At 40.5% G+C, this 21,747-nt stretch carries 25 protein-coding genes and 2 CRISPR repeat arrays; of the genes, 9 read left to right on the top strand and 16 right to left on the bottom strand.

Going from position 1 to position 21,747, the window contains the following annotated elements; translation table 11 throughout:
• Positions 1-266 precede the first annotated feature (266 nt).
• Positions 267-557: direct repeats of the CRISPR family, unit length 27 nt; unit sequence AATCCACGCACTCATATAGAGTGCGAC.
• A gap of 173 nt (positions 558-730) precedes the next feature.
• The 9 genes from cmr6 to NST15_RS04200 all read right to left on the bottom strand — a co-directional run bounded on the left by cmr6 (position 731) and on the right by NST15_RS04200 (position 9,913).
• The gene (cmr6, locus tag NST15_RS04240; RefSeq protein WP_342498897.1) at positions 731-1,507 is read right to left on the bottom strand and encodes a type III-B CRISPR module RAMP protein Cmr6; all 777 of its coding nucleotides are present in this window, start codon (positions 1,505-1,507) and stop codon (positions 731-733) included.
• Positions 1,504-1,872 (bottom strand): type III-B CRISPR module-associated protein Cmr5, encoded by a 369-nt coding sequence (gene cmr5 / locus NST15_RS04235; RefSeq protein WP_041506564.1) that lies wholly within the window; start codon positions 1,870-1,872, stop codon positions 1,504-1,506. The genes cmr6 and cmr5 overlap by 4 nt, the downstream gene beginning before the upstream one ends.
• Positions 1,869-2,738, bottom strand: a complete 870-nt coding sequence (gene cmr4 / locus NST15_RS04230; RefSeq protein ID WP_342498896.1) for a type III-B CRISPR module RAMP protein Cmr4 — start codon at positions 2,736-2,738, stop codon at positions 1,869-1,871. Before cmr4 ends, cmr5 begins: the two co-directional genes overlap by 4 nt.
• 13 nt (positions 2,739-2,751) lie before the next feature.
• A complete protein-coding gene (cmr3, locus tag NST15_RS04225) occupies positions 2,752-3,984 on the bottom strand; it encodes a type III-B CRISPR module-associated protein Cmr3 (RefSeq protein WP_342498895.1) in 1,233 nt (410 codons plus the stop codon).
• Positions 3,977-5,788, bottom strand: a complete 1,812-nt coding sequence (cas10, locus tag NST15_RS04220; protein ID WP_342498894.1) for a type III-B CRISPR-associated protein Cas10/Cmr2 — start codon at positions 5,786-5,788, stop codon at positions 3,977-3,979. The genes cmr3 and cas10 overlap by 8 nt, the downstream gene beginning before the upstream one ends.
• Positions 5,758-7,065 (bottom strand): type III-B CRISPR module RAMP protein Cmr1, encoded by a 1,308-nt coding sequence (gene cmr1 / locus NST15_RS04215; protein WP_342498893.1) that lies wholly within the window; start codon positions 7,063-7,065, stop codon positions 5,758-5,760. The genes cas10 and cmr1 overlap by 31 nt, the downstream gene beginning before the upstream one ends.
• Before the next feature lie 15 nt (positions 7,066-7,080).
• Entirely contained in the window at positions 7,081-7,962 is an 882-nt protein-coding gene (locus tag NST15_RS04210; protein WP_342498892.1) for a DUF6602 domain-containing protein, read from the bottom strand.
• Positions 7,963-8,270: 308 nt separating this feature from the next.
• Positions 8,271-8,960: direct repeats of the CRISPR family, unit length 32 nt; unit sequence ATTTCAATCCACACACTCATGTAGAGTGCGAC.
• Positions 8,961-9,141: 181 nt separating this feature from the next.
• Positions 9,142-9,363, bottom strand: coding sequence for a sigma-O factor regulator RsoA (rsoA, locus tag NST15_RS04205; RefSeq protein ID WP_342498891.1), 222 nt, complete (start codon positions 9,361-9,363; stop codon positions 9,142-9,144).
• Positions 9,311-9,913, bottom strand: a complete 603-nt coding sequence (locus tag NST15_RS04200) for a sigma-70 family RNA polymerase sigma factor (RefSeq protein ID WP_342498890.1) — start codon at positions 9,911-9,913, stop codon at positions 9,311-9,313. The genes rsoA and NST15_RS04200 overlap by 53 nt, the downstream gene beginning before the upstream one ends.
• Positions 9,914-10,079: 166 nt before the next feature.
• Between NST15_RS04200 and NST15_RS04195 the strand changes: the two genes are divergently transcribed.
• From NST15_RS04195 to NST15_RS04185, 3 genes are all read left to right on the top strand, one after another.
• Positions 10,080-10,244 carry a YvrJ family protein gene (locus tag NST15_RS04195; RefSeq protein ID WP_003217819.1) on the top strand — a complete coding sequence of 55 codons (165 nt, stop codon included), beginning with the start codon at positions 10,080-10,082 and terminating at the stop codon, positions 10,242-10,244.
• A 94-nt stretch (positions 10,245-10,338) separates the two neighbouring features.
• Entirely contained in the window at positions 10,339-11,502 is a 1,164-nt protein-coding gene (locus NST15_RS04190) for an oxalate decarboxylase family bicupin (protein ID WP_017358845.1), read from the top strand.
• A gap of 68 nt (positions 11,503-11,570) precedes the next feature.
• The gene (locus NST15_RS04185; protein WP_050827076.1) at positions 11,571-11,993 is read left to right on the top strand and encodes a regulatory YrvL family protein; all 423 of its coding nucleotides are present in this window, start codon (positions 11,571-11,573) and stop codon (positions 11,991-11,993) included.
• Between the two features lie 4 nt (positions 11,994-11,997).
• Here NST15_RS04185 and NST15_RS04180 read toward each other — a convergent pair whose 3' ends face one another.
• The gene (locus NST15_RS04180) at positions 11,998-12,465 is read right to left on the bottom strand and encodes a DinB family protein (RefSeq protein ID WP_050827075.1); all 468 of its coding nucleotides are present in this window, start codon (positions 12,463-12,465) and stop codon (positions 11,998-12,000) included.
• 206 nt (positions 12,466-12,671) lie between these two features.
• Between NST15_RS04180 and NST15_RS04175 the strand changes: the two genes are divergently transcribed.
• Positions 12,672-13,805 (top strand): NAD(P)/FAD-dependent oxidoreductase, encoded by a 1,134-nt coding sequence (locus NST15_RS04175; protein WP_342498889.1) that lies wholly within the window; start codon positions 12,672-12,674, stop codon positions 13,803-13,805.
• A gap of 22 nt (positions 13,806-13,827) precedes the next feature.
• Here NST15_RS04175 and NST15_RS04170 read toward each other — a convergent pair whose 3' ends face one another.
• The 3 genes from NST15_RS04170 to NST15_RS04160 all read right to left on the bottom strand — a co-directional run bounded on the left by NST15_RS04170 (position 13,828) and on the right by NST15_RS04160 (position 18,067).
• A complete protein-coding gene (locus NST15_RS04170) occupies positions 13,828-16,422 on the bottom strand; it encodes a YfhO family protein (protein ID WP_050827073.1) in 2,595 nt (864 codons plus the stop codon).
• Positions 16,423-16,509: 87 nt separating this feature from the next.
• Positions 16,510-17,493 carry a glycosyltransferase family 2 protein gene (locus NST15_RS04165; RefSeq protein WP_008341983.1) on the bottom strand — a complete coding sequence of 328 codons (984 nt, stop codon included), beginning with the start codon at positions 17,491-17,493 and terminating at the stop codon, positions 16,510-16,512.
• 301 nt (positions 17,494-17,794) lie between these two features.
• The gene (locus NST15_RS04160; protein ID WP_017358840.1) at positions 17,795-18,067 is read right to left on the bottom strand and encodes a YfhJ family protein; all 273 of its coding nucleotides are present in this window, start codon (positions 18,065-18,067) and stop codon (positions 17,795-17,797) included.
• Between the two features lie 116 nt (positions 18,068-18,183).
• Here NST15_RS04160 and NST15_RS04155 point away from each other — a divergent pair, with 116 nt between their 5' ends.
• Entirely contained in the window at positions 18,184-18,333 is a 150-nt protein-coding gene (locus NST15_RS04155; protein WP_003217849.1) for a small, acid-soluble spore protein K, read from the top strand.
• Between the two features lie 25 nt (positions 18,334-18,358).
• Positions 18,359-18,532, top strand: coding sequence for a YpzG family protein (locus NST15_RS04150; protein WP_003217811.1), 174 nt, complete (start codon positions 18,359-18,361; stop codon positions 18,530-18,532).
• Positions 18,533-18,594: 62 nt separating this feature from the next.
• Here NST15_RS04150 and NST15_RS04145 read toward each other — a convergent pair whose 3' ends face one another.
• Complete coding sequence (locus tag NST15_RS04145) at positions 18,595-18,909, bottom strand: YfhH family protein (protein ID WP_007496702.1); 315 nt, start codon at positions 18,907-18,909, stop codon at positions 18,595-18,597.
• A gap of 3 nt (positions 18,910-18,912) precedes the next feature.
• Positions 18,913-19,704: a recombination regulator RecX gene (gene recX / locus NST15_RS04140; RefSeq protein WP_017358838.1), complete on the bottom strand. Its 792-nt coding sequence runs from the start codon at positions 19,702-19,704 to the stop codon at positions 18,913-18,915.
• A 95-nt stretch (positions 19,705-19,799) separates the two neighbouring features.
• Here recX and NST15_RS04135 point away from each other — a divergent pair, with 95 nt between their 5' ends.
• From NST15_RS04135 to NST15_RS04125, 3 genes are all read left to right on the top strand, one after another.
• Entirely contained in the window at positions 19,800-20,696 is an 897-nt protein-coding gene (locus NST15_RS04135) for a TIGR01777 family oxidoreductase (RefSeq protein WP_099496396.1), read from the top strand.
• Positions 20,697-20,748: 52 nt separating this feature from the next.
• Positions 20,749-20,859: a YfhE family protein gene (locus tag NST15_RS04130; protein ID WP_017358836.1), complete on the top strand. Its 111-nt coding sequence runs from the start codon at positions 20,749-20,751 to the stop codon at positions 20,857-20,859.
• A 61-nt stretch (positions 20,860-20,920) separates the two neighbouring features.
• Positions 20,921-21,076, top strand: a complete 156-nt coding sequence (locus NST15_RS04125) for a YfhD family protein (protein WP_008341997.1) — start codon at positions 20,921-20,923, stop codon at positions 21,074-21,076.
• 33 nt (positions 21,077-21,109) lie between these two features.
• Here NST15_RS04125 and NST15_RS04120 read toward each other — a convergent pair whose 3' ends face one another.
• A complete protein-coding gene (locus tag NST15_RS04120; RefSeq protein WP_342498888.1) occupies positions 21,110-21,697 on the bottom strand; it encodes a nitroreductase in 588 nt (195 codons plus the stop codon).
• Positions 21,698-21,747: the final 50 nt, after the last annotated feature.

Here is a 21,747-nt window from a genome sequence, read left to right as displayed (position 1 = left end):
TTTTTAGGGAATGATCGTCAAAACCCTTAAGTTTCTATATAGAACTTTGTTTTCTCTCCTAAAAAATATACATTTTTTCTCATTTTTGTCGAATGAAACGGTGCGAATGTTCCAGGGATTTTATGTTCACCTCACATTCGCACCGACTTTTTCTAGTCTGAAATCTATTTGAATCTTGATAATCATATTTATTATTTCAACAACAACTTTGAATTTAGTTAAATACATGACTACTGAGAGGCAGAGTTATGTTTTTCACAATTATTAATCTACACACTCATGTAGAGTGCGACAACTAAACAAGAATTGATTATTCAAACAGAATTATTTCATCCACGCACTCATATAGAGTGCGACTCCGAAAAAAGAAGTTGAAAGAGGACGGCAGCTTATTTCAATCCACGCACTCATATAGAGTGCGACGCATGAAGAAAAAGAGCATCCTGTTGCCATTTGAATTTCAATCCACGCACTCATATAGAGTGCGACACAAATGCTGTCGTTGCTGATGTAGTGCTTGTAACATTTCAATCCACGCACTCATATAGAGTGCGACTGCGATTTCCGCCCTGATTATAACATTTTTTAGGAAATGATCGTCAAAACCCTCAAGTTTCTATATAGAACTTTGTTTTCACCTCTAAAAAAATACATTTTTTCTCATTTTTGTCGAATGAAACGGTGCGAATGTTCCAGGGATTTTATGTTCACCTCACATTCGCACTTAGTCTTATGAAATGACGTCGTCCATTTTAAGTCTTCCATAACCCGCATTTGTTTTAGCACCGATTCCTTCGTGTTCTAAAGCTCCTAGTAAGATGGTTTTGGCGAGCTCGAGCCATTCCACTTCTTCTGGTCGATTCTTTTTTGTTTTCAATAGAAGTTGAAAGCGGCCGTTGACCACCGTTAAGAAATGAATCGGTGTTGGTGAGTCATCGTCTCGAGGGGCTGGAACACTTCCCCCTTTGTTTATCTTATCTAGCTTGACGCTGTTGTAGTCTGAATGATGTGGTGTCATCACATCTACTTTGAATGCTTCTCCTACCGTCTCAGGCATCATGAGCGCATCATGAAATTCGATGATGCCAGCACGTTCGTTTGTTCCAAACAATGTGATGTAATCACTACCACCTTGTTTTAGTTCTGGAAAGTTTTCACCTAATACAGAATGGGCATAATGAGAGGCTACGCCTTTTAAAGCAGTTCCTGGTAAATAAGGAACGCCGTATATCGGGTGTAATAACAATCCCGTTTCAAGCACACCCTCTCCTCCATGTCCAATGACTAACGGCGATATGGATTTGACTATGCAAGTGGGGTTCGTATCGGTATAATATCGCTCCACAAATTTTTCATACAATAAGCGATTTTTTCCCCATTGCTTTCGATGTAAACTAATCACATTTTCATAAAATGACTGCTTCTTCGAACTGTCCTTTATAACGTTCGACAATGTAGAACCATCAATCTCCCATTTGCTTTTGTTTAAGGTTAATGACAGATTCATTGAATGTCCTCCACATTTTCCGCCCCTTGTTCCACCTTTAAAATAGATTCCGCATATCTTTTTAACCAAACAGATGCACTTAAAGCTTGTCTTGATTTGATTAAATAATCTCGATTAGAAGCTGACCAATCTCCTTGTATATCTAGTGTTTCTTTTATATCCTGAACGAATTGTTGATAAGCATTTCCTTTTTTTGATTTTGCTTCAAAAAATGTAATGGTGAGCCTTAATCCATTTGTTAAGATCATTGAGGCGAATCTGTGACAGAGTTGTCCATATTGATTGGAGAAATTCTCCTCTTTCGTTTTGGCATTCATCACATGTTGATACGCTTTCTCAGCATAATGATGTTGAATGAGTTTCATGATCCCTCCCCTCCTGTCATACGCCAGGATACTCTTCCTTTACCTACGTTTGTGTTTCCGCCTAATTGAAGATACATCTGTTTTTCTAGTTGATTTAAAAGTTGGTGTCTAACAGATAAATCATTGCTTCCATCGACACGATCACACCACATGAGCCCATAAAATATGGCTTCTGCTGGTACATACTCTTCATACCAGAGAGCTCCTTTACTAACTGTTTGGGTTTCATGATCAATTCTAATACGAGGTGTCACTTCAGAATTCATGGTGACAATGTATTGAAAAACGTCATCACTTACAATCACAAATCGTTCTATCCAAAGAGTTTGTGATTGTTTATCTTCGAATAAAAGTTTGGCCATCTGTTCAGCAAAATCGGTTAGTTGTGGAGATTTTTTCGCAGCCCCTTGAAATTCACCTAGATATAATTCGTCATTCTCTACTAATTTAGAATTCATGGTGACTAGCGTGCTTGATTCTTCGATGAGATCAGGGATATCCAGCGTTACGCCTAATGCTTTTGCATCGCGGGCTAATCTTTTCAATATGAGTGGACTTGCCACATATCCAAATGTACCGTATCTACTCGCCACCGGGAATGAAAATAACCGGCCATCTGTTATGACGACTGCTCCTGCGCTTCCATCTTGATCTCCTTGTGTACCAAATACTTTTTGTACGAATGTGTCTTGTCCTTTCGCGCGATAATGTTCACGCTGCACGCCTTTGATACTGCTTCCAGGTATAATCGGCCATTCTGTTACTTTTTCTCGTTGAATGGGCATATCAATCACGCCAACTCCTTCACCCGCTCCAATATGGAGGGGGGATAAACAATGTATCCAAAACCAACGGCTTGCTTCCATCATCTCACTCCTCTTATTCATTCGGCTTCCATGTTCCCCAAAGTGCTAACCCGCAGCCATCTTCACGATCAAACGCTTCTTTGCGCCGGTTACGATCGGATACTAATTGAAGCCACATTTTTTCGGCCAGTTCTGCTGGATCTCCTTCTTCTACTGTAAAGAAGTAAACACTACCTGCGGGGACTAAGCGGCGTATTGCTTTTTCACGCCCTTTGTCTTTATTTGCTAAGCTCCATCCAGAGATAGGCTGCCAATGTGGAACAGATGCCCAAACCAATTTGAGTCGTACATTTGTATCAAATAGTGGTTTTGACATGAGCTGTTCATCCAGCCAGCCGGGCTGCCATCCTTTACTGAAATAAGCAGGTGTCGCCAATATCATGCGAACATACGGCTTGTTTTTTAGCGATTCTTTAATAGCAACCGGACATGTCCAATCTTGTTGGTATACATGTGGCCGGTCTTCTATATGAGCCAGCCGCCTTTCACCACCGATTGGGTGAAGACTTGAGAAAGGCTTTAATGCTTCTGACTCTTCAGTAGATAACTCTATTCCCGCCTCCAGTTTAAAGCCATCTGGGAATACGAGTGATTCTGTTGAAAATAGATGCTGATCTTTTGCCTTTTTACTGCCAGTCTCCACCTCAATTTGTGTTCGTTCCTGACGCTGTAATGCTGGAATAAATGCCGGTGGTGTTTCCTTTTTGAAAGAATGATTTTCCTTCTGCATATGTTGGTATTCAGTCAAGGCTTCCTTCACCTGACTCTCATCCACTGCGTCTGTCAGCCAGTTCACCATCCACTTTAGTGATACAAAAGCAGGCGGCGATTTCATTTTTTTACGAGCACCAGCTCCAATTGGCGGCCATAATGCCTCACTAAAACGGCCTGTTTTTCCTGTACCAAAAAAGCCCTGTCCTTCCGACATCATTGGCTTCGGTCTCACTTGATACATGCCATACTCATCATCAAATAACTCAAGGTCATGAGGCATTGGCACATATAAATGATCATGCCAACGATATAAAGGACCTCGCACAAGAGATTTTGAATAATAAGAAAGTGGCGTCGTGTGTTTGATTGATTGTCGTTTCTTCGCTAAAGCTGTACGAAGTGTTCCTGCGACCACACTTGGCGGAACATCGTTTAGTGAACGCGCCCGTATACCTGGTACACTTTGAAATGGGCGTGCATCACGAATAAGCAGCGGATCAAGCGGTTGAATGTGAAACCATCTTTCAGGCATGTCCACTTACCTCCTCTAGTTGAAGAGCAATGATCATACATTCAGCGATTGTATGTAATTCTTCTAATGTATTCTTTTTCGGTATATACTTCGCAATCAATTGATCGATCCACTCTTTCGTTTCTTGCTCTGTTTTTGCTTCCGTTTTCTTTTTGAATGCAAGACGTCTTATCTCTAGTGGAATGAGTTCATCTAAAATTTCCGGCTGTTTTCTAAAAGAAGACTGTTCGTATGTTTGATACAACTCTCGTAAGCCATATGCAAAGCCATTCGTGAAATAAGACTGTTTTAACCACACCGTCATCTCTTGGATAGAGGCCACTGGATCTATTTGAAATGAGACTGAGATATTCATTGTGTCTCCTCCGCCTCGCTTTTGGAAATGAATCGCTAATGAATTTCGCTCTTGTTTTGCATATTGTTCAGCCTGACGTGCCATACTTCTTACTTCTTCAAGAGGCTCAAGCATATGGACGATGGCGATTCCAATTGAAATCGAAGGAGGTGTCTCACTATGTTGATGAGCCTTCATCGTTGAAACAAATTCTCTTTGTAATTTCCCAGCTGCTTCTAAGCATTTGTGAACCGGTACATAAGCCATGACATCATCTCCACCGCCATAGATCAATGTACCTTCACATTCGGAAATAATCCCACGAGCCTTTGAAGCAAAAGTTGAGAGTGTTTTAGAAAATGCAATATGACTTTCTACATGCTGTATATTTCGCAGTTGGCTGCCCATCTTATCTCCATCGGCCATGAGAAAGGCATAGTAAGGTGAAGGTGCTGGTGGTTTAACCGGCTGGCCGTGATGCTTGCTGTATTCACCTTTGAAATATTTTTCGAGCAGCTGTGTGATGTCATTTTTCGCTTCTGTTCGTGTGGTCCCGACAAGTCCACGTTGTTCAAGATAATCTTCTATTCTTCTTTCATAAAAAAGCGATGCCTCACTCAAATCAATAGGGGCTACTGTCAGATTCATATTCTTAAGATATGTTTCTACATCTTTCACATATTTTATGGCTGCTTGCTTCATCTGTTCATTTTGGTCCAACATATTTTGATAGGGAGCAAACGCTTTATCACATACAGATGGAAATGTCATACTCGGATGCTTATGTAAGGACAATCGTTTGATCACTGAAATCGCATCTAATGATTCATGTTCACCAATTCCCCATTTCGCTAGTTGCGCCACTTGCTGTAGTGTTTTTTTCTTTTGGAAAACAGACTCTCGTCCACCGTCAAGTGATGATTTTGGTTCACCGAATAACGCCCCTGGCTCATTTTGTTTAAAATCTCTTAAAGTCTTCCGTGCCGCCATTAAACCTTCGACTTCTTGAAGAGCCAAATGATATGGACTTGTGGACGCATTTGCCGCTCTGTCTTGATTTTGCACCTCAGTCCACACAGCATAAAATTCTATTAAATCATCTACTTGTCGATTCCATGTGCCTATTTGAATATAAGGATCAACTATTTCTCTAACAAAGTCTGCGTATTCCTTCCATTTGTCATATATTGCTTTTTTCACTTGTCTTGCAACGGATGAAGGCTGTTCGTGTGAAATTTCTCCCAATATTTTGTTTGGTGCGTTGTTTGTTTTTGCAGAGGATTCGTTGAACACAGGGAAAATAAGCGTTCCACCCAGTTCTTGAAATTTCTTCGCACCTGCTTTACTTAATTCAGATAGAAGAAAAGAGCCAAACCATAAATCACGCGTCCGCCTTGCTTGCGCAATAAATTCTTGAACAGGCCCTATCGAAAATAGCATTAATGTTTGTTTTTGTGATTCTTCTGACAAAATGTTTGCACCTCCTTGCTATGTAAAAAGGCTTGAATCGCCGATGAGTGCGTCCGGCCACTCTCGTCTCGTAAAGGATTGTTTGAGTAGGTGGCTGTTGGGTAGATACTTTGTTCATCTGTCACATTGGGCAAAGGCTTTCCGTACCCTAAAAGCGATAACGCTTCGATCTTTGGTTGCTGCAACACCATCACCATGCCCACTGATTCCTTTTGATTAATAGCTAACGGTTTTAAGATGAGTGGTGAAGCCAAACGATCCTTTCCTTTAGGTAGGAGCGTTACAGGATCTGGATCTTTCCCACTATCTTTAGGAGCAAATCGGAACTGAATAGGCAAACCAAATTGAGCTCTAGGAAATGCTTGATATTTAAATGGTTTCTCTTTTGGATAAGGGATGTGATGACCTGATTTAGCCTTACCTGTTAACAGACGAATAGTATCTGCTTCCGGCCAGCAACTTCTTCCCCTTTTTTTGTCCGGGTTAGATCTTCTTCGAAATGTTTCATATGTCTGAATGACAGACTGCCAGCTTGAGATCATAGATGATGGAAATGCCTGTACTTTGAATTCTCGACTAAGCGTTGGCCATTCTCGACTTGATACTGGCAATTGAATGTCATATTCTAAAAGCTTTTGCTCAAACCATTTTTCCAATTGGCTTTTTGTCCTCTTGTTGTATGGTGAAAATTGCTTGCAATATAAACTGCCACACCCACGTCTCGTTCTTGACCCAAGTCCACCGAAGTTGATCCAAGCCCATAATGCTGCTTCAACTTCTTTTTTGATTAATTCAAAATCGGTTGTTTTTTTAGATAACCGGATATTTAAAGAAAATTGCGCCTTCATGAGGTATGGTGTTTCATCTTTCATATTTGAAAGAACATACCGTGGAAAAGGATGGTTTTTCTTTTTAAAAAATACTTTTGAATTTCTTTTCACTTCGTCTTTTTCATAATGCGTTATCACTTGAATCTGGCTCGCTTGTTCTGTATGACCAAATATCTCTGCTTCTCTTTTAGATAATTCATTCGCATTTTTGCAGGCAGCTCCTCGAGTTGCACGCCACCAGAAACGAAGATGTCCACGAATTGCACTTTCTCGAATGGGTCTGTCTTGATCAATTGAGTTTGATTGGGGCCCTCCCCCAAACATTGGCGTAACCAAATGAATAGTAAGCGGCTCTTTAAAAAGTCTTTGGTCTTCATGGATTTTCGTGTCAATCGCATGTTTCACATCATGCCAATTCGTTTTGGGTTTACTAGATTCCCTTGTCATGTCGCTCTCCTTTCTTCACTTTGTTATCTGTTTCTGAAACAGCTTGGCATATGCATAGTGAGGGAAAAACATGGGATTGTTGATGAGCATTAGCAATTGATTTAATTGGAAGTTTAGTGTCAATAGATCGTATCCATCAATACGTAAATCGCTGAGTTTGTTCGAAATCATGTTGTCTTTACTATCATCTTCATTATTTTCTTTCTTTTCTTCATCCTCTTGTTCCTTAGATCTTTCTGGATCATAACAATTTAATTCATTAGCCCACCATCCTAGGTGTTCACCTTCATTAGGAGCTCTTAAATGAAATACACTCTTTTGTTTCATAAGAATAAGGTCAAATGCTTTGTCTAATATTTTAAACATCTTTGAAGATGAGTTTGCTGTTTGCCTTTTTAAATTACTTGCTAAAATTAAAATAGGACGTGTTCGTTTCTGTGTATCATTTTCAACCATGACAACCCCTTGGGCGGCCATCCTAGCTATTCCTTTTGTTTTCGGTACTAATTTTTTTATATTGTCAGACCAAACTTTTAAATTATCAACATCGAAATTTGAACTTTTACATTCAATAGCAACCGCAACCGCCTCAATCGGTATAAACTTCAACGAATTGTGTTGGAACACATACGGTGTATACTGTTCATCAAATACGGCAATATCGACTTCGTTAGAATGATTTCCTTCTGAGTCAATAATGATGACACCTTGTGCTAATGAATATTTTTTAGGAATGATTTTCCGAAAAAACTCCATCCACATCACTTCTCTAGAATCCCCTGTCAGCCCACCATGATTAGAAGCAAAGTCGACTTCTTCGGATATCATGCTGTTTAATCTTTGATAATTCTCTAAGATCAGCTGCTCAACTTTACCGGTTCGCTCCGTTTCACCCAAACCAATTCCTCCTTCACCACATTACGAATGGATAAAATTTGAATCTAAATGACTACTTTTCATTTCGACTTATTTTGAGATTTTTTAAGGTTTATTTAGGAAAAAGAAGAAGAAAAAAACATGACTGTAAGGAGTCATGTTTTCACTGTACAAATGAACAGTATATTTGATGGCTATTTGAAAGAGGATGTTGTAAGAAGATGATCTTTAAGGTAGTCATAACCGTTTAAGACACAATCATTGAAAACCATGCGCACCTCATATATGGGTGCGACAAATACTATGAAGATTTAATAGACGAAGAAATCATTTCAATCCACGCACTCATGTAGAGTGCGACTGATCCAGCTGGACTGTTACACCGACTCAGCAAAATTTCAATCCACACACTCATGTAGAGTGCGACGGGAGAGCGAATTTGTCAATTTAGAATCATGGAATTTCAATCCACACACTCATGTAGAGTGCGACCCGCCGGTCTAAAAGACCTCTAGGTACTATGGCATTTCAATCCACACACTCATGTAGAGTGCGACATCGTTCCGCATTTATTCTTCCCTAAAAACTGACCATTTCAATCCACACACTCATGTAGAGTGCGACGGCACCAATTAAATGAGTCTTGATGCAAAGAAAATTTCAATCCACACACTCATGTAGAGTGCGACTGAAACAGTATACTACCGCTTCACGCTTCAAAAATTTCAATCCACACACTCATGTAGAGTGCGACCCGATCCGTCATAATCGCCCACAATCATCCGTCTGATTTCAATCCACACACTCATGTAGAGTGCGACTTAATTCTTGATGTAATATCTGCATTCCCCACAATATTTCAATCCACACACTCATGTAGAGTGCGACTTATTCCTCCGTCTACTTCAAGCAGACATCATCAATTTCAATCCACACACTCATGTAGAGTGCGACCTGAATGTATTTTTGTTTGGCTGCTGCGTTAGGATTTCAATCCACACACTCATGTAGAGTGCGACTGCGATTTCTGCCCTAATTGTAACATTTTTTAGGAAATGATAGGCAAAATCCACAACTTTCAATAAAGAATTTTGTTTTCCCCTTTATAAAATATACATTTTTTCTCATTTTTGTCGAATGAAAAGGTGCGAATGTCCCGGGGATTTGATGTTCACCTAACATTCGCACCATCAGTTCCTCTTACATCTTCGTCATATATTCCACAATAAACTCCCAAAAGCCAGGTCCCTCTTGGTAAATCAGCCGGTCTACTTTTTCGATGAGTTTGATGTAGAGTTCTTGTTCGAGGTCTTCTCTTTCTTGATATGCCGTGTTTTGTAGTTTCTTTTTGATCATGGGTGTGAAGGTTTCAATGAGTTCTTCCATTTCTCCATTGGTGATTTTGTCTTCGTGCACGGACATCTCCCCCTGTTTTTTCTTTTAGTTTGTTGAGCGCTTTTTTGTGAATGTTTGAGATGTTTTGTCTTGTTTCACCTAGCTGATCGGCTATTTCTTTCATTGTTTGACCTTCAACATAAATATGGGTTAAGACCATTTTTTGTTTGTCTGTGAGCTGCTGGTAGGCCTTGTACAATGTTTGGTCTTGCAGATGCTCCCCTAAGTCTTGCTGGTTGAAGAGCACGGCTTCATACGTATCTGTTTGAACAGGGTCTTTCACTTCTTGTGTATCAGGATGATCGAGTATGAGCGGAAAACGCTGCTGCTTTTTTTTCAATCGTTTGTCAAAGTCGACTGAAAAGATGCGGATCATTGTGGAAATATACTTGATGATGCGGATTTTTTGATAAAACTGCTTGAACTCGGAATCTAGTTTTTTCGCATTTTCCTCGTTTGGCTCTTCCATGACTTGCCTAAGCAGCTGCTGGTTTTTAGGGTTGCTTAAAAATTGATGAATGAGCGGGTGATCAACGATTTCCTTCCATTTTGCTTTCAATAACAGCCGATAATCCATGTGCATCCTCCCCTTTGTTCTCTCTACTTGCATTAAGTGGACAAAAGTTAAAAAAAGTAAACTTTGTGAAACGGGTCTAATGGTTCATTTTCTCCCCTTTTGATTTCCTATTTCTTCTTTCATACCACTTATAGAGAAGACGAGCATCCGCTGGGAGGTGAGACAAATGGAGACCTTTTTTTCGGAGGAATGGCTGAAGCAGCTTGGTCAGGCTGGTTTCCCTGCCATTTTAACGGTTTATTTGCTGACACGTTTTGAACGAAAGTTTGATGAATTAAGCAAGCTCATCCAACGATTGGTCGCTGTTCAAAAAAATGATGAATCAGATTGACATCTTCTTGATTCGTTTCACCTTATGAAAACGAGGGCGAAATGAAAGGCCTTTTGTCACCTCACACAATACGATGTTGAAAGGGGATTTTATCATGAGTGAAAAGCAAAATGGTGTACCGCAACCGATTCGAGGAGAAAAAGGAGCAACGGTCAAAATTCCACGTAATCTCGAGCGAGACAGACAAAACCCAGATATGCTCACGCCACCAGAAACCGATCATGGAACGGTTCCCAACATGAAATATTCTTTTTCTGATACGCACAACCGTTTAGAAAAAGGCGGCTATGCCCGCGAGGTAACGGTACGTGAACTGCCAATCTCTAAAAGTCTTGCCTCTGTGAACATGCGGCTAAAGCCTGGTGCGATTCGCGAGCTGCACTGGCATAAGGAAGCGGAGTGGGCGTACATGATTTATGGGGAAGCACGAATTACATCGGTTGATGCAGAGGGGCGCAATTTTACAGAGGATGTGACAGAGGGTGATTTGTGGTACTTCCCTTCTGGCTTGCCGCACTCTATCCAAGCACTTGAACCGGGAGCTGAATTCTTACTTGTGTTTGATGATGGTTCCTTCTCTGAAAATAGTACGTTCCAAGTGACTGATTGGCTTGCCCATACCCCAGAGGAAGTCGTTCTCCAAAACTTTGGAATGACAAAGGAGCAATTTAAGAAGCTGCCAGAGAAAGAGAAGTATATTTTCCAAAAAGGAATTCCTGGTTCCCTTGAATGTGACAAGGTGCAAACAGAGCAAGGAGAAGTTCCGAATTCCTTTAAATATGAGCTGTTAAAACAAGAGCCGATTACGTCAAGCGGTGGACAAGTGTGGATTGCGGACTCTACCAATTTTAAAGCGTCTAAAACGATTGCATCCGCTCTTGTGAAAGTTGATCCAGGTGCCATCCGTGAGCTGCACTGGCATCCAAATACGGATGAATGGCAATATTTTATTTCTGGAAAAGCTCGAATGACGGTGTTTGCTTCTGATGGACATGCGAGAACCTTCAACTATCAGGCGGGAGATGTTGGCTATGTGCCATTTGCGATGGGGCATTATGTAGAAAATACAGGCGACGAACCGCTTTATTTCTTAGAAATCTTCAAGAGCGATCATTATGCAGATATCTCGCTCAATCAGTGGCTTGCGGTCACACCGAAACAGCTTGTTTTGGATCATTTAGATCAAGGCGAAGAATTCTTGAAATTGCTTGATACTGAAAAACACCCTGTCATCGCTGCACCTAAAAAAGAGGATTAATTCCAACCTTCCTGCAAAAAGGCTGTCCTTTTTGCAGGTATCTTCATGTAAAGGAGTGTTGTTTACCCATGCAACAATCTGTTCACGCTTTATGGCAAGGGCTAAAATGGCTCATGGCGGCGTCGGCTGTCTGTTACATATTTTTGTTGTTTTGTGTGCTGTTCTTTTATTTGACCGGTGCTTTTTATCAATCGATTTTATCGTTGATTCTGTTTATGGGCATCTATGTTGTACTCGGGATCTCTTTTGAACATCTGGAACACGTGCTCATGCGGTTTGTTCATAAGTGTCGGTCCAAAAAACGATCCATCGTTTTCTATACCGTTTTATTTCACCTTTTGTTTATTTGGGGTGCTGTCTACTTATCAGATGAATTGGTTGACGGCATTTTGCTGACTACTTCTGAAGAAATTCTCTTTGCGCTAAGTCTTTGGTTATTTCATTTTTTGTTTGATTATGCGACGTTTCCATTTGAGAAAGAAGCTTCGTGACGCTCTATCGTCTTTCTGTAGACAGTACTTTTTTAATCTGCTCCATATGATGGAGATCATGTTTAATCAAACTTTGAAAATAACTTGATAACGTCAGCTCGGTTTGACCGATCAAAAAGGATGTATTCCAGCGAGATGCTTCGATTTTCTTCATTTCTTGAAGCAATTTTGTTCTAACAGCAATAAATCGCCCGATCGTCTCGCTTCTCTCTTCCTTTCTTGCTCTTTCGGCTGACTGCTGATTCATTTCATGCGCATCAGGTGCCTGCGGTAACGCTTGCTCGTTCCAAAATTCCTTTAGACGGTCGTGTAAAATAAATTCATCCAACGGAACGAAATGAGCGATGATCTCAGCAATACTCCATTTTCCCTCAGCGATGGCGCTACGCCATTCTTCTTCTGTTACTTTCGTTAGTGACTGTACCCATTCAAGGGTGTGTTCATAGTGTTTTATCACGGTGTCTTTGTTCATGTTTTGTTATCCCCTTCATGTTTTTAAAAGAAGTTGATCAGAAATTGGTTAGTTTCATTCTTGCGAAATCATTTATAACATATTATCATATACTTTAATTACCAAATGAAGAGGGGGAATTGTGATACGCTGTCCTATATGAAAAAGCTTATTTTTTTGCACTAAAATAAACCGACCGGTCTGTTTATAAAATAGGAGGGGAAATAATGAAATCTCAAAATGTGATCATTATCGGCAGTGGTGTAGCAGGATTGGCTACTTCTTTATTCTTAAAAAAGGCTGGAATGGAAAGTACGATTTATGAAAGCAGGTCAGATGAAGAATTAGAAACAGGAGCAGGTTTTTTACTGTCTCCGAATGGGGTAAAGATTTTGGATGGAATCGGGTGTAAAAATGAAGTGATAGCAAATGCAACAGTGATAAAGAATATCCAGCAAATAAACAGTGAAAATGAAGTAGAAGCGATCTTTCACAATTATAGTGAAAAATATTATGATGCTCCTTTACTGAACGTCATGAGAGACCAAATCATCAAATCACTTTTAAAAGAAGTTCACCGTCAAGGAATAGAAGTGAAATACAACAAAAAGTTAATCTCAATCAAACAGCAGCCTCATACCGTTCAGGTTCTTTTTGAAGATGAAACTGAGATAACAGGTGATATTGTAATAGGAGCAGATGGAACTTTTTCTAAAACAAGAGAGGCTATTGCGTTTAATGCTAAATTAGACTATAGCGGTTTTTGGGGACTACAAGGAGTATCGTTTGTGAATGATTTTGTATTGGATGAGGCAACAAGTTATTTTTACAATGACGGAAACTTTCAATTCATTTTTGGGAAAGCGCATCCAACAAATAAAATGAATATTTTATGGCAAGCTTTCTCTCAGTGTCCTGAGAAGTTACCTACAAAACATTTTGAGAAAGCCAATCAAGAAACCATCCGACAGTTATTATATAAACAAATGGAACATTGGAACATTCCTAAACACCTTTCTGACATCATCGATCATACTAACATGTTCTTTCCAAGAAGTATCTATGAAATAAAGGATTTTCCTGTGTGGTCAAAAGGACGTGTTGTTCTTGTAGGTGATGCGGTACATACGGCGAACCCTTTTGTTGGTCAAGGGGCATCGTATAGTCTAGAAGATGCCATGCTCATAGCAAAGATGCTAAGGGATCATGATTATCGAGATGCGTTCTATTATTATGAAAAGGATCGAAGAAAGAGGACAGAAGAATTGAATGCGCTATTTCAGCACATGAGTATTCAAAACAATATTGATAAAAAAATGAACGAATACACGATTGAATGGGATGAAAAAACTTACGTATGAGATGAAAGATAAAAAACACCACTTATGCTAAAAAGTGGTGTTTCTTGTGTTGTCTCCGTGCATAAAGGATCGCACCAATCAAACTGACGAGTGAAATCAATGCGAGAATTCTGATATAAGGCGGATAGTAGGTTAGCACGATCTCGTTTTTTCCTTTTTCTATTGGAAAACCGATAAACGCATAATTGGCTTGTTCAATATCGGTTTGCTGGCCGTTCACCGTGAGCTCCCAGCCTTTTTCATATGGAACAGGCAGAATCATATAATCATCGCCACGCTTGTTATCATAAGAGATCGTAAAGCGGTTATTTTTAAGCTTTACTTGCTGGCTGCCATCATCCTGTTTTTCTTTTTCATATGCTCGCTCAAGGATGCGGTATGGCTCATGATACAGCTTTAATTGACTCAGCTCATACGTCCCTTTTGGCACTCGAATGGAAAGGATTTTTTCAGCTGGGATTCGAATCGTCACGTCATTAACGCCTGTTTTGTAGATAGACGTATTGCTTTTGCGTGATGTGACGTAGTCATCCACAGATAACTGAAACCCTTCGTTACGGTCGGTCCGCTTCACATAAAAGCTCACATACACATCCCCCACGCGAGCGATATCATCTGGAAGGGTGATATTCAGCCCGCCCGTTTCCCCGTATACATCAAGCACGCCATTTTCGTATACCGCTTGTTCAGTATGAATGTTTGTATCCTTTATTCGATCAGGCGATTGGTCGATTTCAGCATTTCCTTTTTTGTTTAAGATCACACCTTGCAACATCGCATGTTCTTTATCAAGTGCTGACGCATGCTCTAGTGACTTTTCTGAATAGACGGTACTCGTTGTTCTTGCAAATGGGAGCGGACGTGTATTTTCATACACTTCATAATGTTCGCTTTCCAATATTGGCTTGAAATAAACCGGCGGTGAGAAAGACATCGATTTGTCTCTCATATAATACTTCCCGTAGGTCAGGCTGTATAAATTCGCCCTGTCTCCCATTGATGCATACCGGCTGACACTTTCCCGCCCCATATCAATTTGCAGGTCATTCCAGTAGAAATGGAGCAGATGCTGATTCAATATACTTGAATACGCACTCATGCCTTGAAAACCTTCAAATAACGGGGTATTGTTGCGCACACCATTCATCCAATCAATCCGGGCAAGCGGATCTTTTGAAGAGCGGCTTTGAATCTGCTGAATGAGCTTCATTTGCTCATGTCCAGCATACGCCTCACTACTCAGATACGTATCTGATACGCTCTTAATATTGCTTCTTTCAAATAAGTAGCCCTGCTGATACACGCCTGCTGTCAGTAAGCTCACAACGATGAGCACAGCTGAAAAGAGACGAAGGTGCAGACGTTTCCCCGCATGTATCGAGAGGAAGAACAAGCTGATCACAAGCATTCCTATTCCGGTAAACACAACAACATCCATATTTCCCTTTGCTCGTTCTGAAAGGGCGACTGCGAGAAGGAACACGATCCAAGCGCCTAACACCGCACGTTTTTTCCACTTCCACTCAATTTGCGAGAAATGCTTGATGGTGATGGCTACGACTGCTCCAACTGTAAAAGCAAGAATGTATTCAAATCTGTACTGCGGTGCAGAAAAACCATTAAACACGCTCGCCATCTTTGGACTGTAGTGAAAAATGATCAGCAGAACACTGATCGATGTGAACATGAAAAACCATCTGTTCCGGTAAAGCGGAACGAGAAACAGACAAATCAGAAAGATGACCGGCAATAAATACACCCTGCTTGTAAACAGCAGATGATCATGCAGCTCGAACCAAGGAATCGCCTGTTCATACGGCGGTCTTACATTATTGAGAAAGCCGTAAACAGACGGAATAAAAAAGGCAGCACTGATCCCAAACGATAACAACGTAGAGATCGCAAGGGTCCAGAACACCTTCCAGCCTCGCTCCTCGCTTTGAAGCTTGATCATATATCTGAAGACGAGATAAATGGCTAAAAAGATAAAGTGAATGTAAGCAAAGTAAAAATTATTGATCAGCATGAGACTGCAAGCCGCAATAAACCAAGCCGGCTTGCCTGTTTTAAAAATCCGTTCAACCCCGAGCACAAGCAGCGGAAGCCACATCATGCTGTCGGTGAAAAACTCCCAAAACGTTTGATGCCGAAAGTACACAATAGACAGTCCGTAAATACCGGCACCTGTCAGCGCCCCCAGCCTATGTTGCACAATCGAAAGAAGCACACGATATGCGATGAACAGAATGACCGTCAGCTTGATCACACTAAGCCAAATAACAGCATTTGCCCAAAAGTGAATATCTGTTGACTGTATAAGGTGAAGCGCATTCAACAGCCAGACGACAGCAACTGTGACCATAAAAACAGTCGATGTTGTAAAATAATAACCTAATTGCGTATATGTACCGCCGCCTAGACCAAATTGATAGGAATAAAAGAAGTTTCCTTTGACGTATTCATCATACAGCAGCTTTTTAAACGGGAGCATTTGCGAAATGCCATCCCCATCTCCCGTCATATATCGGCCTTGCGTATATTCATATAAGAAAAAGGAGTGTCCTAATAAAGCGAGAATGAGGCACATTCCAATGAGTATCCATTTACGTTTCATCATCTAAACCCTTTCTACAAAAGATCCACTGTTCATTGAAACAAAACAACCCAGCAAGCGTTTCGTGCTTGCCGGTTATTTGACTCCACGTTATTTAAATAACTGCGTTAACACTCGGTCTTGTTCTTTTGAGCTTGTCTCTTGTTCCATGACATTTGATTCTTGAATTAAGTAATGCGGCCTCTTTTTCGTTTCATAGTAAATCCGGCCAATGTATTCTCCGATCACGCCTAGACTCAAGAGCTGGACACCACCGAGGAAAAGCACAGCTGAGATTAAAGTGAAATAACCCGGTACCATGATGCCCGTTCTGACGATTTGAATAAAGGTCGCCACGATGTAAATCAAAGAGAGAAATAAGATCAAAATACCCGTATAAAAACAAATACGCAGCGGGCGGTTGTTAAAAGAAATAACGCCATCTATGCCATAGTTAAATAATTTCTTCAGTGACCATTTTGTATCACCATGCTGTCTTTCCACATTTTCATAATAGATGACCTTTTCTTCAAAGCCAATCCAGCAAAAAAGGCCTTTTGAAAAACGATTTCCCTCTTTCAGCTGAAGCAATGCGTCGATCGCTTGACGGGAAATTAAGCGGAAATCTCCTACACCATCACGCAAGTCCACTTCGACCACCTTGTTCATCACTTTATAATACATCGATGATAGGTAAGAACGAAGCTTGCTGTCCCCTTTACGGTTTCGTTTGGCAATGACTTGATGATAACCTTCTTCGTAGCCTCTAACAAAATCCTGAATCAAATACGTTGGGTGCTGTAAGTCGGCGTCCATAATGATCGCAGCTTCCCCTTTTGCATGCTCAAGACCTGCTAAAATTGCAGCTTCTTTCCCAAAGTTACGAGAAAAGGAAATGTATTTGACTTTTGCACTTTTGTGAGAGAGCTCTCTCATGTATTGAAGCGTATTGTCTTTGCTTCCATCATTCACAAAGATGATTTCAAAGTCATAATGAAAATCGCGAAACTCTTCCTCGAGTGCCTCAAAGATTCGTCTGATGTTTTCACCTTCATTGTAAGAAGGAATTATAACAGAGAGCAGTTCCCGTTCCATATCGCACCTTCTCTTCACTTTTTTCACATAGTCTGTTATGTTCATTATTCCTTTTTTGTCAGAAAACGAAACCCTTTTTTATTATCCATAAATTTCATGTATCCTTAATCGTTACATTATATCAGAGTTTTATTTCCAGTGATTTTCACCAACATGAATTTAATGTAATTTTAAGTTTATCCATTGTAAAAAGCCTGTAATTTTGATCACAGACTGGGTATTGTTTCATAAAATTGTTTAGTTATTTATATATTTTCCTGTTTATTGAAAAAGATGAGTAGAAGTGAAAAGGGCAACCCTTTTAATGCAGTAGCCCTTTGTTGTTTTGTTGCAAATGCTCATTTGCCTTCGATTGTTTATTTTGAAATAAATGCAGCTGAGCACCATAGCTTTCGATCCATTCTTGGACAATCCGTTCAGTCGTTTCCTGTCCTTTATATTTGCGGCCAGCCTTTGCATAAGTTGTTTCAAAATCACTCCAAAGGAGCTCTACCCATGTACGTGCTTCTTCATATGTGAGCATATTGTTTTTTTCCATTAGTTGTTCGGTTAATCGCTCAAAATATTGTTCCATACTGGTTCCTCCTTCATCTAGCAGAAAGTGCCTTTTTAAAAAAATCTCTTTTTTCATATACTACCCTTACGTCTTCAAAAGACGCAAATGATTTGTATTGTTTGGAGGGAATCAGTATGCGTAATAAAGCAAAGGGCTTTCCAAATCAAGTGAATCACAAGTTTGAAGGCGAACCAGGGGCCACAGATGCTTATGCATCTAAAAGGCCGAACGGTGAGACGAATACACGTCCACAGGAACGTATGAGGGCATCAGGGAAACGCTAATTTTTCCAAAGGGAGTGCTTGAGATATGAGTTCAAATGGGAAATCGTATATGGAAGACTTTGTTCAATTAAGAACAACCGCTTACCCTCAACCATGGGCGAATGCTAAACATTCTGCCTCTCAGGTCAACGGAGAAACGCAGCAAACGCAGCACGACATCGTACTTCAGAACAACGTCCGTAAACAACGTTCGAAGTAAAGAAAAGGACTGATCTCTAGGGATCAGTCCTTTTTCTTCTTACCTCAGCAAATGGCTATTGATCAGTCCTTTTGCGTAAGCATTGAAATCGGCAGGGCGTCTTCTTTATTTGGCGCTGATACTCTGTAGCCCCAAGCAAAAACCCCATTTAAATACTCCACATAAAACTGCTCGTCTGTATCTTTGATGTGATAGGTCGTTTTCGTCTGAATAGTAGCTGGATCTAATAAATAGGCTTTCGCCATGTCAATTTTCCGCTCCAACACGGCATATTCATTCACAATGCCTAGCTGCTCAGCCTTTCTTGCTTTTTCAGAAAGAGCGGCAATCTCCTGCTTTAATTCGTATTCTGTCATTTCACTATAGCGTTTTTCCATCTGTCATTCCCCTTTGTCTAAAACGTGATCAATTGTATCAAGATCAAATCCTTTTCGGTAAAGGAATTGCTTCACTTTCATTTTTTTCTCAAATGATCCGTCATATCCTACCTTGCGTTTTGCCTTCTCAAGCATATAGTGAAGGGCTTCTTCTTCCTTTTCCTCTTCTTGTCCATCATAGGCTTCTTGAAGGGCTTTATCAATGATATCAAATGAAAATCCTTTTCGCTGAAGCTGCAATTTGATACGCTGTTCAATTTCTTTTGCGGACCGGTTTTTCTCTTTCTTAACCAGCTTCAGCACTTGTTTCACTGCTTCCTCTAGCTGCAAATCATTCGGATATTGCGATAGTGCTTGTTCGATGGTGTCATCGTCTATGCCTTTCAGCTTTAATTCTTTTTTTAGCACTGACGGGCCTTTGCTATTCGTTTTTCGGTGGGTGCTTACATATGCTTCTGCAAATTCAAGATCATTTACATACTTATAATGTTTTAATTTGTGTATAATTTCACTAATAGCAGGTGCTGGTATGTCTTTTTTCGTCAAATAATCGGTGACTTCTTTCACTGATCTCATCCGATACGATAAATAATCGACGGCCTGCTGAAATCCTTTTTTTACTGCATCACCGAATTGAATCTCTATGATATCGGCTTCGTCCAGCTCTTTTCCCTTTTTCAAATCATGCTGGACGAGCACATCTAGATCAACGCTAAAAGCGTACTTTTCATCAAGAAAGATGTTCACGCGTTCTGTATTGTTTTTCTGAGCAGAGATTTTCGTAATATAGGGCATCCTGTGATCACTCCTTTTTTCAAACAGTCAGGATGTTTCTTCTGATTCAAAATCGTGAAAGATATAGGTATGTATATGAGAGGAGAAGATGTCAATTGAATATCGCCATTACCGGAGGAACCGGGTTTATCGGCCAGCATATCACAAAGGTGCTCGCAGCTGAAGGACATCATCTATATATTTTAACAAGAAATCCAAAGGAATCCGAACAAAATCATTTACACTATGTGCAGTGGCTGACAGAAGGTGCTAAGCCTGAACATGAATTGCCTGCGATTGATGTATGGATTAACCTTGCTGGAAAATCCATTTTCACACGCTGGACGGACAAAGCAAAAAAAGGCATTCTCTCCAGTCGTCTTCAATCAACGCAAGAAGTAAGACGCATCATAGAAGCGCAGGAATCGAAACCATCTGTGCTCATTCAAGCAAGTGCTGTCGGTATCTATGGCACTTCCAAGACAGAGGATTTTACGGAGGAGGCCCCACCAGCCGATACAGACTTTTTAAGTCATACGTCAAAGCTTTGGGAAGCTGAAGGGCAAAAAATTGAGGCGCTCGGTATTCGCACGGTTTATACACGCTTTGGGGTAGTGCTAGGAGAGAAAGGCACACTTCCTCTTATGACCTTGCCATACAAGCTGTTTGCCGGTGGAACAATTGGCTCTGGCTCGCAATGGGTATCTTGGGTTCACGTGGAGGATGTAGCACATCTCATTGCGTATGCCATTCTACATGATCACATATCAGGTCCACTCAATGTCACGTCTCCAAATCCTGTTCAAATGAAGCAGCTGGGGCAAACCATTGCATCTGTCCTTCATCGCCCTCACTGGCTGAAGGTGCCGTCCTTTGTCATCAAAACCGCTCTTGGCGACATGTCATTGCTTGTATTAGAAGGCCAGCGCGCCCTGCCGAAAAAGGCACTGCTGTCTTCTTATGAATTTTTACTCCCTGAGCTAAAAGAAGCGATTTTGCATTCAGAGGAATAAATGTTGTCAAAAACACCCATCCTATTAAAAATGAGATGAGGGGGCGATTTTGATGAAGAAAAAAGAACACCAGCCGACTTCAAAACTGAAGAAAACCCAGGAAGTTCTGTATCAGCAGGAATTCAAAAAAGCGGAAAGAGCAGCAGAAAAAAGAAACAAATAAAACGGATATTCCTCTTTTACAAGCACATAACTAAAGTGATCTTGTAAAGGAGGGAAAAGCTTTGAAAAAAGACCAACACAAAAAATCCAACCACCAGCTTGCGGCACAAGAGACGGATGGCGAATATGTTGAATTTTCCAAAGAACTTGCAGATCCGAATGACGTAAAAGCGATGGCACGTATGAAAGCAGCCGATCAGCGTGCCAAAAAACAATAAGTAAAAAAACAGACCTTTTGATAAGGTCTGTTTTTATTTGATTTCAGTTAGCAGGCTTGATGCCTTCTGACGTGACTTTTCCTCAGGCACCTCTTCTGGATAACCGATGTGAAGAATCGCTGCAAAGCGTTCGTTTTCCTTTAATCCCATATCCTGTTGAAACCCTTTGTCGTATAAAATACGGCCGCTCTTCCATACCATACCGATTCTTTGATCCCAAGCCAGCAGCTGGAAGTTTTGAATGAGCGCACTCACAGCGGCAAAATCATCATTTCTCACAACTGGATTTTCGTCTTCTTTTAAAACAACAAGTAAAAGTGCTGGTACTTTAGAAAAATAATCTCTGTACTGATTGATCTTTTCTTCTTTTGCGTCTGGATTGTTGCGTTTAAAGAAAGCAATAAACCGCTCCACAAATACCTCTTTTGCTTCATCCGTCACTGCATATAAAAAACGCCAAGGTTCCGTGATTTTATGATTGGGTGCATAGACTGCGTCCTCTAATAATGGCTGAAGCTGTTCAATGCTCACCGGCGTTTCTTTGAATTTTCGAATCGATCGTCTATATCTGACAGCGTCTCGAACCGTTAACGCTTCTGTTTGTTGTTTTGTTTCTGGCATATATGTCATCCTTTCAATCAACCTTAATTGAAATTGATTCTCATTCACAT

The organism is Bacillus sp. FSL R5-0820, from assembly GCF_038593385.1.
Taxonomy (GTDB): Bacteria; Bacillota; Bacilli; order Bacillales; family Bacillaceae; genus Bacillus; species Bacillus altitudinis.
The sequence above is the reverse complement of the archived record's forward strand: the minus strand, read 5'-3'. Positions and strand labels throughout refer to the sequence as shown.